Origin of the sequence: Aeromonas sp. SER (assembly GCF_038739615.1) — a bacterium.
GTDB lineage: Bacteria > Pseudomonadota > Gammaproteobacteria > Enterobacterales > Aeromonadaceae > Aeromonas > Aeromonas jandaei.
In genome coordinates, this window is record NZ_JBCGFC010000011.1 from 98015 (window position 1) to 112806 (window position 14792).

Below are 14792 nucleotides of genomic sequence, written 5' to 3' on the forward strand. Positions count from 1 at the left end.
TCAACCCGGAGGATGAGAATGCGGATCTCCCTTTTTAGCGGCCGCGGCACCGAGCTGGTGCCCGGCCTTGTCTCTGCCATCCACAAGCAGGCGGTGACCGTGCCGGTTCGTTGCACCTTTGTCGGTCTGGAAGAGGATGAGCAGAGCGATCAGCGTCATCACGGCGGCCCGGATCGGGCGCTCCACTTCTATCCAGCTGACCATTATCCCTGGTGGCAGACCTGGCAAACTGCGTTGGGTCTTCCTGCTCCCCGCACTCCCTGGCAACCCGCCGCCTTTGGCGAGAACCTCTCTGGCCTCGGTCTGACCGAGACGCAGGCCTGTATTGGCGATGTCTATCGACTCGGTGAGGTACTGATCCAGATAAGTCAGCCGAGATCGCCCTGCTTCAAGCTCAACCAGCGTTTCGGTTATGGCCAGATGTCGCAGGTGATGCAGCTGAGCGGCCGTTGTGGCTGGCTGCTGCGGGTGCTGGAGGAGGGGATGATTACACCCGAGGCGACCATGGAGCTGGTAGACAAGCCTTACCCGGAGCTGACGGTAAAGCGCACCGCCGATATCCTGTTCAATCAGGTACGTAACGAAGCAGATCTGTTGTTGCTGCTGGAGAATCCGGCCCTCTCGCCCAACTGGCGTCAGCATGCGGCGGATTGGCTGGAGCACGGCACCGTCACTGACTGGCAACGTCGTCTGCTGGGGCCCGTGTCGCTGCGCTTGCCTTGAGGCAGAGTTAGCGGAATGTCACCATCCGGCTGCATTTCGGTAAACGGGGGTGAAGAGTGCTGAATAGTTGAGCGAACTGCACTTTTTTTCCCTTTAAATGCAAAAAAGGCTTGTGTCGGGTCGGCCCTTTCGGTAAATTCCCGTCCCGCAGACATCGGTGTGTAGCGCAGCTTGGTAGCGCACTTCGTTCGGGACGAAGGGGTCGGAGGTTCGAATCCTCTCACACCGACCAAATTTGAAAAGGCCGCTCAATAGAGCGGCCTTTTTGCATTTCGCTTTCCTGTTTTCTCGATTCACTTTACCTGCCGACCTGCCGACCTGCCGACCTGCCGACCTGCCGACCTGCCGACCTGCCGACCTGCCGACCTGCCGACCTGCCGACCTGCCAATTGGCCGAGTGATTTCACTTGCTGTATTCGGGGTTGAAGCAAAACCACGGATATTAAAAGGGCCACCGCTTGGTGGCCCATTGGTGGAGTCTATTCTGACTCCGGCACTCTAGATTGTGGCAATCTCGTTATGGTTATTGTCTATGGTGCCCTCCTTGCGCGCCAGGCGCTTGTTCAGATATGCCAGTGCTGATGCCGCAAAGCCTTTAAACTGTGTTGGGGCAGCAAGGCCGCGTGTTTGGGGTACTCACAAATAAAATGTTCGATTCCCTCCATCAGTTGTTCACGTAATGAAATCACGGGCTCATGCCAGGCTTGCAGGCATAGGTGGCCGGGGATCAACTGCTCCTGATAATCTTCCAGCAGCTGTTCTGGCCAGGGCTCAATACCGGAATTGCGTTGCAGCAAATAGTGGGCGGCGGGTTCACGGGCATAAATGAACTGAATTTGGGCCAGATCGCGTTGGCTTAGCGTTTGACTGTTGATATGACAGGTCAAATATTTTCCCGTCTTCAGGTCCAGAAAGTGACCGCGTTGCCGACAGGGGACGATGCGATACCAAGGCAAGGGTGAGGAGAGAGAATACCCCTCAAGCTCCTGTTCCAACCAGTGGCGACACTCGGGTGTCTGCACCTCGTCGAGCATGGACTCGAGCTGTGTCAACAAGGCTCTGGATGGTTTGATGGCCAGTTTCGCACTCATCACCTGCAATCCTCCCTCTGCACACAATCCCGACTATGAGTATGGACCTGCTTTAACCAGAGGGGGTAGGGAATCTAATGATTAAAAGTGGATTAGCAGAGTGCTTTTTATGCATTAATGGCGTTTAGCCTACCAGATAGGTGCCGGTCCCAAAGGCGATATGGGTCCCCTCTTCGTTGTGCAACTCCATGCGGGCTACCGCGACCTTGCTGCCGGCCCGGATGATGTGGGCGGTGGCAATAAACTCGTTGCCGCGTCCCGGTCGCAGATAGTCCACCCGCAGATCTATGGTGCCGAGGCGGGAGAAGCGCTCCTTGAGATAACTGGGGGAAAAATCCTCCAGCTCATCGATGCAGGAGGCCGCGACTATCATGCCACCTGCAACATCCAGCAGACTGGCAGTGACGCCACCGTGCAGGATGTTGTGGAAGGGGTTGCCGATCAGCTTCTCCTCCATCTTGATGCGCAGCTCCACCCGGTCGAAGTCGTAGTGGGTCACCTGCATGCCGATCAGTTTGTTGAAGGGCATCTTTTCGGCGAACAGGTTGGCAATGCCACTGAGCGCCATCTTCTTGAGCATCTGTTTCATTCCTTGAATCCGCTCCCTGTTTGCAAAGCCGAGTAAAAGCTCCAGCCAGTCTGCAACAGTTCTTTAACAGTCGCAATGGCAGGTTTATTGTGGGCGGCGGCTGCTTTAGAATGGCGACCCCAAAGGAGAGCCCATGACCGCGATTGCCGAAACCCTGCCAGATCCTCAGCCAGAGAGTCCGCTTGCCCTGCTGCAGGCGGTCTTCGGCTATCAGCAGTTCCGGCCGGGTCAGCTCGAGATTATCGAGCAGATCGTGGCGGGGCGCGATGCGCTGGTGCTCAAGCCCACCGGCGGCGGCAAGTCGCTCTGTTACCAGATCCCGGCGCTGCTGCGGCCAGGGCTCGGGGTGGTGGTCTCTCCCCTCATTTCACTGATGAAGGATCAGGTCGACAGCCTGCGCGCCAACGGTGTGGCGGCGGTCTACATCAACTCGGCCCTGAGTCGGGAGGAGATGATCCAGAACTTCGCTGCCATGCGTCGTGGCGAGATCAAGCTGGTCTATGTCTCCCCCGAGCGACTGCTGCAGCACGAGTTTATGGACCGGCTGGCCGAGTTGCCGCTCGGGCTGTTCGCCATCGACGAGGCGCACTGCGTCTCCCAGTGGGGCCATGACTTCCGACCGGAGTATGCGGCGCTCGGCCGGCTAAAACAGTGGTTCCCGCAGGTGCCGGTGGTGGCGCTAACTGCGACTGCCGACGAGGCGACCCGCAGCGATATGCTGCACCGGTTGGAGCTGAGCGATCCCTTTATCCACACTGCCAGCTTCGATCGCCCCAATATCCGCTACAGCCTAGTGGAGAAGTTCAAGGCGGCCGAGCAGTTGCTGCGCTACGTGCAGAGCCAGAAGGGCAACTGCGGCATCGTCTACTGCTCCAGCCGCAACCGGGTGGAGGAGGTGGCCGAGCGGCTATCCCGCCACGGCTGCAAGGCGGCGCCCTATCATGCCGGTCTGCCGCTCGAGCTGCGTCAGCAGACTCAGGAGGCCTTCCTCAAGGATGACATCGAGATAGTGGTGGCGACGGTGGCGTTCGGTATGGGTATCGACAAGCCCAATGTGCGCTTCGTGGTGCACTACGACATTCCGAAGAACATCGAATCCTACTATCAGGAGACCGGTCGCGCCGGGCGTGATGGTACCCCGGCCGAGGCGTTGCTGCTCTACGATCCTGCCGATATCGGTCGGGTGCGCCGCCTGCTCGACAACATCGAGAATCCTCAGCAGCTGCAGGTGGAGCAGTACAAGCTCAACGTGATGGCGGCCTTTGCCGAGGCGCAGACCTGCCGCCGTCAGGTGCTGCTCAACTACTTCGGCGAGTACAACGACAAGCCGTGCGGCAACTGCGATATCTGCCTCGATCCGCCCAAGAGCTATGACGGCACCGAAGATGCTCAGAAGGCGCTCTCCTGCGTCTGGCGGGTGGGGCAGAATTTCGGGGTGGGTTATGTGGTGGAGGTGCTGCGCGGCTCGCTTAACCAGCGCATCAAGGATCATGGCCACGACAAGCTCTCGACCTACGGCATCGGCAAGGATCAGAGCCACGAATACTGGATGAGCGTGATCCGCCAGCTAATCCACAAGGGGCTGCTGACCCAGAACATTACCCGCAACTTGGTGTTGCAACTGACCGAAGCGGCCCGCCCCGTGCTGCGTGGCGAGGTGAAGCTGGAGCTGGCAGTGCCCCGCTTGCAGCCCATCTCCAGCCGCAAGGAGAAGCGCAATGGCCTGCTCGACAATGCCAACTATGACAAGCGGCTGTTCAAGGAGCTGCGCGCCCTGCGCAAGCAGATTGCCGAAGATGAAGAGGTGCCGCCCTACGTGGTATTCAACGATGCCACACTGGTGGAGATGGCACAGCTGATGCCGATGACCGAGGAGGAAATGCTGGCGGTCAACGGCGTCGGTCACCGCAAGCTGGAGCGTTTCGGTGAAGCCTTTATGGACCTGATCATCGACTATTGCCGACGGTAAGAAAGCTTGGCGAAGCACGGCCGAATGGATGCTTCGCCAACGGGGAGGCGCCCGACAGTCGGGCGCAGCAGATTACTTGAGGCTGGCGTAATAGGCTGCCAGATTCTCCATATCCGCATCGGTGAGTGGTGCCATAAAGGGGTCCATTAGGGGCTCTTTGCGGCTGCCATCCTTGAAAGCCTTCAGCTGTTTCACCAGATAGGCGGCATTCTGCCCGGCCAGATGGGGGTAGTTGGGGATCATCGCCTTGCCTTCCACGCCGTGACAGGCAGCACAGACGGCCGCTTTGGTCTTGCCCGCTTCGATATCGGCTGCCTTGACCTGATGAACCCAGGCCAGAGCCAGCAGGGGCAGGGCATATAGCCACTTTTGCATCTTCTTCTCCTTGAATTGAACAAATGAGGATTGCCGGTTGGCGGACAGCCTGCTGACGGCAGTATAAAGAGTGACACGAGCATACTCAGGGATGAATGGCACAACCATGAAGCTGATCAACACTTTTGCGAGCGAACTGCCCTGGGCCTGTGAACCTGTGGCGCCCCAGCCGCTACAACAACCCCGGCTACTTCACCTCAACCGCGCTTTGCTGGCAGAGCTGGGGTTGGGAGGCGTCAGCGAGTCTGACTGGATCGCCTGCTGTGGCGAAGGGAAATTGCTGCCCGGCATGCAGCCGGTGGCGCAGGTGTATGCGGGCCATCAGTTCGGCGGCTATAGCCCACGGCTTGGCGATGGCCGGGCGCTGCTGCTGGGTGAGCAACAGGCGCCAGATGGCCAGCGCTGGGATCTCCATCTAAAGGGGGCGGGTAAGACACCGTTCTCCCGTTTTGGCGATGGCCGCGCCGTATTGCGCTCGAGCATTCGCGAATATCTGGCCTCCGAGGCGCTCCATGCCCTTGGCATACCGACCACCCGGGCGCTGGTGCTGGTGGGCAGCCAGGAACCCGTTTACCGCGAACAGGTGGAGACGGGGGCGACCGTGCTGCGCACCGCCCCGAGCCACCTGCGCTTCGGTCATATCGAGTATTTCGCCTGGAGCGGGCAGGGGGAGAAGATTCCGCTGCTTATCGATTATCTGCTGTGCCACCACTTCCCCGAGCTGGAGAATTGCGCCGAACTGTTTGCCGAGGTAGTGCGTCGCACCGCGCGGCTGATTGCCAAATGGCAGGCGGCAGGCTTCTGTCACGGGGTGATGAACACCGACAACATGTCGCTGCTCGGCCTAACGCTGGATTACGGCCCCTACGGCTTTATCGATGCCTATGTGCCGGACTTTGTCTGCAATCACTCGGATCCGGCGGGTCGTTACGCGCTGGATCAGCAGCCGGCGGTCGGTTACTGGAATCTGCAAAAGCTGGCGCAGGCGCTGGCGGGGCATGTCGACGGTGATGCGCTGGCAGCGGCGTTGGCCCAGTACGAGCAGCAGCTGATGTTGCACTACTCCGAACTGATGCGGGCCAAACTCGGGCTGGCAGTGTGGGAGGAGGATGACCCGGCGCTGTTCCGCGAGCTGTTCCGTTTGCTGGCGGCCCACAAGGTGGATTACCACCTGTTCCTGCGCCGGCTCGGTGAGGTGACTGGAGAGGGGGCATGGCCGGCATCCTTGCTGGTGTTATTAGCCGACCCCGCTGCGTGGCAGGGGTGGTTGACTCGTTACCGGGAGCGGCTGGTGCGCGAAGAAAGCGAAGATGCCATGCGCAAGGCGCGGATGGGTGCCATCAATCCCAAATATGTGCTGCGCAATGCGCTGGCCCAGCAGGTGATCGATGCTGCCGAGGCGGGCGATATGCAGCCGTTCGAGCGCTTGTTTGCCGCTTTGCAACGCCCCTATGATGAGCAACCCGAATATGAGGATCTCGCTACCCCGCAACCGGCATGGTATTGCGGTGGCGAGCTATCCTGCAGCAGTTGAGAGATTTGGAATGAGATGGCAGATCAAGCAGATAGATAGCGATGCCGGAGTTGTCATGCTGACGTGCCCCGCTCTCGATTGGGACACCTTTCCGGCCTTGGCCGGGGCGCTGCTGCAGGCGTGGGAGCTGCATCCACTGGAGCGGGATGTCGGTGCCGATCGCCATAGCTGGTTGCTGGATTTCGAGGGGAGCCAGTTCAGACTGGAGTTTGAGCACTACAGCGGCTGCTGGTTGGAGGCGGTGCGTCCTGAAGGTCGGGAGGCGCTGCTCTGGCTTGCCAGACAGCATAAAGATTGAACTATCGCGTGCGGGGCGTATAATCTCGCGCTTCGCTTATCGCCAATGGTGGCGATATGGGTTCCCTAACCCCATTAACCAAAAAGGTCACAAGATGAATTTGACCCCTGAGCAGTACCAAACGGCGCTCGTTCGCCTGTCGTTGTTCCATATCCTCGTTATTGCCAGCAGCAACTATCTGGTTCAGCTGCCTATCACCGTCTTCGGTTTTCACACCACCTGGGGTGCGTTCAGCTTCCCGTTTATCTTTTTGGCGACCGACCTGACGGTGCGGATCTTCGGTGCCGGTCTGGCGCGCAAGATAATCCAGACCGTGATGCTGCCGGCACTGGCCATCTCCTATGTGCTCTCAGTACTCTTCTTTGAAGGGAGCTTCCAGGGGGTGGGCCATCTGGCCGAGTTCAACCTCTTTGTGGCGCGTATAGCGCTGGCCAGCTTTATGGCCTATCTGGTGGGCCAGTTTATGGACGTGGTGGTATTCAACCGCCTGCGTCTGCTCAAGCACTGGTGGGTGGCGCCAGCTGCTTCCACCCTGTTTGGCAACATGGTCGATACTATCGCCTTCTTCAGTGTGGCCTTCTGGCGCACGAGCGACCCCTTCATGGCGGAGCACTGGGTCGAGATCGCGACCGTGGACTATGTGTTCAAGCTGTTGATTAGCCTTGGTTTGTTCGTGCCGCTCTACGGCGTGCTGCTGCGCTATCTCAGTCGCAAGCTGGTGGGAGAGGCAGGATTGCCCGGGTTGCAATCCGCAGTCCGACAAGCCTGATGAAATTGGCCACCCTTAACGGCGGCCAATTTTTTTGCCTGATTGACAAATAAAGCTTGCTCAAATAAATGAGAATGATTATCGTTAACTTGTTTTCCGGGAAAGGCCTCATCCGTTCCAACGTGATGGACTTCTTGTGAAGGCACGACATTGCTCACATTGCTTCCAGTTAAGGGCCAGTTTATCTGGCCCTCTTTTTTTGTCATTTTTCAGCAAGTTACAGACATAAAAAACGGGAGCCAAGGCTCCCGTCGTCACTCTGTCTGTGGCTTACTCGATGTCGAGTGCCTCGGGGGAGAGGATCACCCCTGTGGTATCGGCGTAGAGATGATCGTCAGGCAGGAAGGTGACTCCACCAAAATTGACCGGCAGATCCGTTTCCCCCACATCCTTGCTGTCGGCACCGACCGGAATGGCTGCCAGCGCCTGAATGCCGATGTCGAGATCTTCGAGGATATCGACTTCGCGGACGCAGCCGTAGCAGACAATCCCTTCCCACTCGTTTTCAGCGGCAGTGGTGGCTATCTCGCTGTCGATCAGGGCGCGGCGCATGGAGCCACCGCCATCGATCAGCAGCACCCGGCCAACGCCGTTCTCTTTGACGAGCTCACGGATGAGACCGTTCGATTCGAAGCACTTGACGGTGGTGATGACGCCGCCGAAAGAGGCGCGGCCGCCGAAGGAGCAAAGCATGGGTTCGAGCACATCCACCATGTCCTGATAGATGTCGCACAGTTCTGAAGTGTTGTATTCCATAGTGTCAAATCCACGGCTGGAAACAGGTGGATCCAGTATAAGGAGTGAGACCGGCATTTCAATGAATATTCCTTGAACAGCCACAGGGATAACGTTTTCCGCATAAGCTCAATGCAGTTCATCCGTACAGGTGAGAGGTGCATCGTGCTGATCCGTCATAAGTTGATTCTGAATACCGTACTGGTTGCCATTGCCATGGTGGTACTGAGCGGCCTCTTTATCTATTCGAGTCAGGTCACCCGCAGCCTGACACAAGCCCAGCGCAATGTGGACGGGCTGGAGATCGCCATGCTGAATCTGCGGCGGGCCGAGAAGGATTTCCTGTTGCGCAAGGATCTGAGCTTCGTTAACCATTTCAATGAGGTCATGACGCAGTTCCACCAGTTGGACGAGACCTTGGGCCGTGACGACAACTTGGCTGCAGTGCATGCCGATCTGGCCAGGCTGGATCAGCAGATGGCGGCTTACGGCAAGGCATTTCTGGAGCTGGTTGCCCAGCAGCAGAAGATTGGTTTGGGGCCGGAGGATGGGCTCTATGGCAAGCTGCGGACTGCCGTGCATGAAGTGGAAGATGGCCTCAAAAAGCTGGATCAGCAGGGGTTGCTCATCACCATGCTGCAGCTGAGACGGGCGGAGAAAGACTTCATGCTGCGATCCGATGTCCAGTATCTCGACCGTTTCCAGACTCTGCACAAGAGTTTTCAGCAGAGTCTGGCCGCCTTGCCGGAGGCCGACCGTGGCAAGCTGGAGCAGGCGAGTGAACAGTATCGGGAGGACTTTGTCGCATTGGTGCAGGGTATGCAGGTGCTGGGGCTGAATGAGGATGAAGGGCTGCGCAACCAGATGCGGGGTCTGGTTCATCAGACCGAGCAGGTGTTCTCTGCCGTCGACCAGCATATCGCCGGTGAGCTGGATCAGCAGACTGCTCGCCTCAATACCCTGATGTTGATGTGTGGCGGGGTGATCATCGTACTGATAGGTATCATGAGCGTGCTGCTGGGTCGTAGCATCGATCGTCCCATTAGCCGGGTAAATGATACCGTCAATCGCATTCGCCAGGATAATGACCTGCGCCTCAAGATCGAGCTGCAGGGCGCCGATGAAATGGCTCAACTGGCGGGTAACCTGGATGTGATGCTGGGCGGCTTCCGCAACCTGATCGGCGATGTGAAGCAGAGCGTGCATACCCTGACGGAGGCGGCAGATCACCTCTCGGACAACGTTAAACGTACCAGCGAGGGTGCGGCTCGTCAGCTGCAGGAGACCGACATGGTGGCCACCGCCTCGACCGAGATGGGTTCCACCATAGAGGAGATCGCCCGCAACACCGAGCAGGCCGCCAACAATGCCCAGGCGACCAACAACAAGGCGATGGAGGGGCGCAGTGCGGTGGAGAACACCGTCGACCAGATCCGCCTGCTGGCTGACAATCTTGAGCACTCCTCCCGCGAGGTTGGCCAGTTGCAAAGAGAGAGCGAGACCATCGGCTCGGTGCTTGACGTGATCCGCGGTATTGCCGAGCAGACCAACCTGTTGGCCCTCAACGCGGCGATCGAGGCGGCACGGGCGGGGGATCAGGGGCGTGGTTTTGCGGTGGTGGCGGATGAGGTGCGCAGCCTTGCCATCCGAACCCAGAAATCGACTCAGGAGATCGCCGGCATCATCAGCTCGCTGCAGAAGCAGACCGGCAGTATCGTCGAGGTGATGGCGACCTGCCGCGAGCAGGGGAGTCGCAGTTCCGATCAGGCCAACGTGGCGGGGGCGCTGCTGGAGCAGATCACTCAGGATGTTACCCACATCATGGATATGAGCACCCAGATTGCGGCAGCGATCGAGGAGCAGAGCCTGGTCGCCAACGAGGTGAACCGCAACGTCAACAACATCCGCGACATTGCACAGGAGTCGAGCGCCATGGCAGCGGAGAATGCCAGATCCAGTCAGGGGCTGAACGAGCAGGCCAAGCTGCTGAATCAGGCGGTCGCGAAATACCGGGTTTAGTGATCGGGCGGGCATCCTTGCGAGGTTTTTTCACCAGAGTGGCAATCATTTGATCGTAATGGCTGCTATTGAGCAGCTTCGCTCATATAATCGCCGCCACTATGATGATTCGGAAGGATTCGATGACAAAGTTGCTGGTGGCCGTATTCGGGCTATTTTGCTCCTGTCTGGTATCGGCAGGAGTATCGTCCCGGGCCACTGTTTCCGGCATGGAGCCGCTGCTCAGCTGGTTCAGCGGTGATTTTTCGAGCCAGGAGCAGGCACGATACGACGACCGCTTTACCAGCGCTGAACTGCGTCTGGTGGAGATCTGGCGTGGCTATCAGGGTTATCGCTGGGTCTATGCCGAGCAATACCTGACCCTGCGTGCCGTTCGCCCCTTCCGCCAGCGGATTTACCGTTTCTCCCCCAGTCCTGACGGACGCATTCTGATGGCCGAGCTGACCATGCCGCGGGCCACCGACTTTGCCGGCGCCTGGCACAATCCGGAATTGCTCGATAGCCTCACCCCCCAGCAACTATCGCTGCGCCGTGGCTGCGAGATCTGGTTGAGCCGCACGCCATCCGGTGAATATGCCGGTCATACCCGGGTTGGTCACTGCGCTACCGATTTCGGTGGCGCCAGCACGCTGGTGCAGCATGTCTGGATTGGCCCCAACAGCGTCAGACTGCTGGATCGGGCTTATGATGTGGCGGGCAAGGCGCGCTGGGGGAGTCCGGGGGAGGGATATGTCTATCTGCGCAGGGTGCGCGAGCGCGGGCACTGAGCCTGACTGACGGAAAACGTGAATGATTGGAAGAGCATAGAAACAAAAAAGACGCCCTTAAGGCGTCTTTTTCAGAATTCGTCAGAAGTAGAATTACTTCTTGGAAGTCATCGCACCGAAACGCTTGTTGAACTTGTCTACGCGGCCGCCGCTAGAAACTTCTTTCTGCTTGCCGGTGTAGAACGGGTGGCACTCGGAGCACACGTCCAGGTTCAGATCTTTACCGATGGTAGAGAAAGTGTTGATGACGTTACCGCAAGAGCACTTGGCGGTGATGGCTACGTAGTCAGGATGGATACCAGCTTTCATGGACAACCTCAAAGTAATAGGCCGTGTCGCCATCCGATCTCTTGTCGGACACCACACGATTGTTGAACACAGTTTCAAAGGCTGCGAATAATATAGGAAATGCCTGAGATCAGGCAAGTGGCTTCGCAGAAAAAATAGGCAACCTCTGGTGAATTCTTCCCAAACGCTGGATCTGGTTCGTGTGGCTGTACCGGTGCCGCTACGCCGTCATTTCGACTATCTCTCCCCCCTGCCGTTACCTGCTCCCGGTTGTCGGGTCGAGATCCCTTTCGGCCCGCAAACCCTGGTCGGGCTGGTGGTGGATCACCCGGCCGACAGCCAGGTGCCTCGCAACAAGCTCAAACCTATCAAACGGGTGCTGGATAGCGCCCCCGTGCTGGGGCCCGACATTCTGGCTCTGATGAACTGGAGCGCCAGCTACTACCAGCACCCGTTGGGAGAGGTGCTGCCGCACGCCCTGCCGGTGCTGGTGCGCAAGGGGGAGCCTGCCGCCTATCGCGAGCTGGAGTTCTGGTTTGCCACCGAGGCTGGTATGGCCATCGATCTCAACGAACTCAAGCGGGCGGCAAAGCAGCAGCAGGCGCTCGCCCTGCTGCGCAAGGGGCCGCAGACGCCATCAGCCCTCAAGCAGGAGGAGATCCAGAGCGCAGCCCTCACAGCGCTGGAGAAGAAGGGGCTGCTGGAGAAGCGTTCGCTGGAGCCGAGCCACGATGGCGATTGGGCTACCCGCTTTGAACCGGGGGAGGGGCTGCGCCTCAACGGCGAGCAGGCGCTGGCCGTCTCTGCCGTTACCAGCCAGAGCGACAAGTTCGGAGCCTTCCTTCTGGATGGCATCACCGGTTCCGGCAAGACCGAGGTGTACCTGAGCATCCTCGAGCCGCTGCTCAAGGCGGGCAAGCAGGCGCTGGTGATGGTGCCGGAGATCGGTCTCACCCCGCAGACCATCAACCGCTTCCGGCGCCGCTTCAACGTGCCGGTGGTGGCGATGAACTCGGCCATGAACGATCGGGAGCGGCTCGACGCCTGGCTCGCCTGCCGCGACGGCGGCGCTGCCATCTTGATCGGCACCCGCTCTGCGGTGTTCACTCCGTTTCACAACCTCGGCATCATCATCATCGACGAGGAGCACGACGGCTCCTTCAAGCAGCAGGACGGTTTTCGCTACCATGCGCGGGATCTGGCGGTGATGCGGGCCCATCGTGCCGGCATTCCCATCCTGCTTGGCTCGGCTACCCCGTCGCTGGAGACATTGCACAACGCTCGCACCGGCAAGTATCACCACCTCACCCTGACTCGCCGCGCCGGCAATGCCCAGACCGCCCGTCAGGTGATCCTGGATATCAAAAACGTGCGGTTGCAGGCCGGGCTTTCCCCTCAGCTGGAGCAGTTGATGGCGGAGCATCTGGCGGCGGGCAATCAGGTGATGCTGTTTCTCAACCGCCGCGGCTATGCCCCGGCCCTGATCTGCCACCAGTGTGGCTGGAGCGCCGCCTGCGAGCGCTGTGATGCCTGGTACACCTGGCATCAGGCCGGGCGACGGCTGCACTGCCACCACTGCGACAGCGTGCGCCCGCTGCCCCACCACTGCCCCGAGTGTGGCAGCAACGAGCTCATCGGCTCCGGGGTGGGCACCGAACAGTTGGAGCAGCTGCTCGGCACCGTTTTCCCGCAATATCCGGTGGTGCGCATCGATCGGGACAACACCCGTCGCAAGGGGGAGCTGGAGACCCACCTCGGCGACATCAAGGCGGGCAAGTACAAGATCCTGATCGGCACCCAGATGCTGGCCAAGGGCCACCACTTCCCGGATGTGACCCTGGTAGGGCTGCTGGATGTGGATGGCGCCCTGTTCAGCGCCGATTTTCGCGCCGCCGAGAAGCTGGCCCAGCTCTACACCCAGGTGGCGGGCCGTGCCGGTCGAGCCAGCAAGCCCGGGTTGGTGGTGCTGCAGAGCCACCATCCCGAGCACGCCCTGCTGCAGGATCTGACCCAGAACGGTTACGGCCACTTCGCCGACACGGCGCTGAAAGAGCGTCGCCTGCTGGGGCTGCCGCCGTTTAGCTATCAGGGACTGTTTCGGGCCGAGGCCAATGGCCGTGACGAGGTGCAGCTGTTCCTCAGCCGCCTCGCCGATACCCTGCGCAGCGCTCGCTATCCCCATGTTCAGGTGCTCGGGCCCATCAGCGGCTTTATGGAGCGCAAGGCGGGCAAGTTCCGCATGCAGTTACTGGTGCAGGGGCCGAACCGGGCTCCACTGGCCCAGCTGCTCGATTGGGCGGTGAAGGAGCTGGAGGGGTGGCCCGAGACCAAGCGGGTACGCTGGAGCCTTGACATAGACCCCACCGAGCTGAACTGAGTCAGGTTCTGGTCGTTGACGGTGCAGCGGTCGCTGGCGTGCTTCGTCAGCGACCGGGTTTGCCATGCGGGAGTCGGGTTCAGACTCGCAGGTCGACCTGCTGCACCCAGCCGCCCTTGCCCTGTTCGGTCACATAGAGGCCGGACTGGCGCAATACCCCCTGATTGCCGCTTTCCCCCAGATGGTTGAAGGGGGTGTCGAGGGGGTGGAGCAGGATGGCGCCGATCCCCAGCTCCACCAGAGCGATGGGGGAGTGTTCCGGCTGCCAGAACTGCAGCGCCGAGAACTGGCTATCTCGCTCGTCCAGCACCCCGTTGCCATCCTCATCCAGGGTTGCCAGCTCGCCAAAACCGTTGCCGGAGCGGGCCCCGAACAGCTCGCCGCCGTCATCTATGGTGCCGTTACCGTTGCGATCCAGCGCCACAAAGCCGCTGCCTTCACTCAAGCCCGGCAGGCTGTCCTCTTTGCCATCCTGATCGATGTCGAACTTGACTCTGGCGTCGGTCAGGCCGGCGATTTTTCCATCCAGACTGAGTACCAGCGGATCCTTGAGGGCATTGAGGGTAGTGCGGCGCTTGCTGATATCGAGCTGGCGCCAGTCCAGCACAAAACCCAGATCAAGTTGCAGGCTCTGGCCATCCTGAGTCTCTATGCTGGCCGAGGCGACTACGTTGAGCTGCTCCTTTTGCAGCAGGCTGTCGGTTACTTCCACCAGTTGATCCGGCTCGGCGGCGGGTTGACTGCCGTCGCCCGTCGGGGAGTTCACCCCCTCCGCGCTCTGGTCGGTCGGTTTGATCGGATCCGGTAGCTCTATCTCGTGGCCCAGCATCGCTTCGATCATCAGCTTGATAAGCCGCTGGTGGTTGTCGAGCCCGTCGTTGGGAACGCCGTTCTCCTCCTGATTTCTGCTCCCCTCCGCTTTGGCTGGTGCGGCTGTCGTCTGCGGGGGAGTCTGGGTATTGCTCCGGCTGCTGGCTTGCAGCGTCAGGGCACTGGCTTGCATCAGGGTGGTTCGCTGCTCGCCGGATGACGGTGTGGCGGCAGTTCCGCTCACGCCATTGGCCTGCGGCGCGACCGGCCCCAGTCTGCGCACCTTGCGGGCCTGCGCCTGTTGCTGCCGGTATTGCACCTCCCCCTGGAGGTCGTAGTGATCGATGCGCATATCTTCGCCCTCGGCGCTATACATCTGGTCAGTTATCGACCAGACAATGAACCGGGATTAACACCAAATCGGACTAACAGGCAGAATTGTTAGTTC

14 protein-coding genes and 1 tRNA gene are annotated in these 14792 nt (G+C 59.7%); 9 read left to right on the forward strand and 6 right to left on the reverse strand.

Features of this window, described 5'->3' with window-relative positions:
• Positions 1 to 18 precede the first annotated feature (18 nt).
• Entirely contained in the window at positions 19 to 723 is a 705-nt protein-coding gene (locus tag AAHA41_RS16270; protein WP_323068863.1) for an MOSC domain-containing protein, read from the forward strand.
• 155 nt (positions 724 to 878) lie between these two features.
• Positions 879 to 955, forward strand: a tRNA-Pro gene (locus AAHA41_RS16275).
• 331 nt (positions 956 to 1286) lie between these two features.
• Here the strand turns inward: AAHA41_RS16275 and AAHA41_RS16280 are convergent.
• Together AAHA41_RS16280 and AAHA41_RS16285 are read right to left on the reverse strand one after the other, a co-directional pair.
• Complete coding sequence (locus tag AAHA41_RS16280) at positions 1287 to 1814, reverse strand: hypothetical protein (protein ID WP_033115627.1); 528 nt, start codon at positions 1812 to 1814, stop codon at positions 1287 to 1289.
• 124 nt (positions 1815 to 1938) lie between these two features.
• Positions 1939 to 2403 carry a thioesterase family protein gene (locus AAHA41_RS16285; protein WP_323068862.1) on the reverse strand — a complete coding sequence of 155 codons (465 nt, stop codon included), beginning with the start codon at positions 2401 to 2403 and terminating at the stop codon, positions 1939 to 1941.
• A gap of 133 nt (positions 2404 to 2536) precedes the next feature.
• Here AAHA41_RS16285 and recQ point away from each other — a divergent pair, with 133 nt between their 5' ends.
• Entirely contained in the window at positions 2537 to 4372 is a 1836-nt protein-coding gene (recQ, locus tag AAHA41_RS16290) for an ATP-dependent DNA helicase RecQ (RefSeq protein ID WP_041209739.1), read from the forward strand.
• A gap of 72 nt (positions 4373 to 4444) precedes the next feature.
• Here recQ and AAHA41_RS16295 read toward each other — a convergent pair whose 3' ends face one another.
• A complete protein-coding gene (locus tag AAHA41_RS16295; RefSeq protein WP_323068859.1) occupies positions 4445 to 4747 on the reverse strand; it encodes a cytochrome c in 303 nt (100 codons plus the stop codon).
• 106 nt (positions 4748 to 4853) lie between these two features.
• Here AAHA41_RS16295 and AAHA41_RS16300 point away from each other — a divergent pair, with 106 nt between their 5' ends.
• From AAHA41_RS16300 to AAHA41_RS16310, 3 genes are all read left to right on the forward strand, one after another.
• Positions 4854 to 6281 carry a YdiU family protein gene (locus tag AAHA41_RS16300; protein WP_323068857.1) on the forward strand — a complete coding sequence of 476 codons (1428 nt, stop codon included), beginning with the start codon at positions 4854 to 4856 and terminating at the stop codon, positions 6279 to 6281.
• Positions 6282 to 6291: 10 nt separating this feature from the next.
• Positions 6292 to 6579 (forward strand): DUF3630 family protein, encoded by a 288-nt coding sequence (locus tag AAHA41_RS16305; RefSeq protein ID WP_323068855.1) that lies wholly within the window; start codon positions 6292 to 6294, stop codon positions 6577 to 6579.
• Positions 6580 to 6673: 94 nt separating this feature from the next.
• On the forward strand, positions 6674 to 7348 hold the full coding sequence (locus AAHA41_RS16310) for a 7-cyano-7-deazaguanine/7-aminomethyl-7-deazaguanine transporter (protein WP_043850636.1): 675 nt from the start codon (positions 6674 to 6676) through the stop codon (positions 7346 to 7348).
• 270 nt (positions 7349 to 7618) lie between these two features.
• Here AAHA41_RS16310 and rraA read toward each other — a convergent pair whose 3' ends face one another.
• Positions 7619 to 8104 (reverse strand): ribonuclease E activity regulator RraA, encoded by a 486-nt coding sequence (gene rraA, locus AAHA41_RS16315; RefSeq protein ID WP_021138460.1) that lies wholly within the window; start codon positions 8102 to 8104, stop codon positions 7619 to 7621.
• A gap of 144 nt (positions 8105 to 8248) precedes the next feature.
• On the opposite strand from rraA, the gene AAHA41_RS16320 reads away from it, so the two are divergent.
• On the forward strand, positions 8249 to 10102 hold the full coding sequence (locus AAHA41_RS16320; RefSeq protein ID WP_323068853.1) for a methyl-accepting chemotaxis protein: 1854 nt from the start codon (positions 8249 to 8251) through the stop codon (positions 10100 to 10102).
• 122 nt (positions 10103 to 10224) lie between these two features.
• A complete protein-coding gene (locus AAHA41_RS16325; protein ID WP_323068851.1) occupies positions 10225 to 10869 on the forward strand; it encodes a chromophore lyase CpcT/CpeT in 645 nt (214 codons plus the stop codon).
• Between the two features lie 93 nt (positions 10870 to 10962).
• On the opposite strand, the gene rpmE is transcribed toward AAHA41_RS16325, so the two are convergent.
• Entirely contained in the window at positions 10963 to 11178 is a 216-nt protein-coding gene (gene rpmE / locus AAHA41_RS16330) for a 50S ribosomal protein L31 (protein ID WP_033115620.1), read from the reverse strand.
• Positions 11179 to 11326: 148 nt separating this feature from the next.
• On the opposite strand from rpmE, the gene priA reads away from it, so the two are divergent.
• Entirely contained in the window at positions 11327 to 13534 is a 2208-nt protein-coding gene (gene priA, locus AAHA41_RS16335) for a primosomal protein N' (protein ID WP_323068849.1), read from the forward strand.
• A 79-nt stretch (positions 13535 to 13613) separates the two neighbouring features.
• Here priA and AAHA41_RS16340 read toward each other — a convergent pair whose 3' ends face one another.
• The gene (locus AAHA41_RS16340) at positions 13614 to 14720 is read right to left on the reverse strand and encodes a hypothetical protein (RefSeq protein WP_323068847.1); all 1107 of its coding nucleotides are present in this window, start codon (positions 14718 to 14720) and stop codon (positions 13614 to 13616) included.
• Between the last annotated feature and the right edge of the window lie 72 nt (positions 14721 to 14792).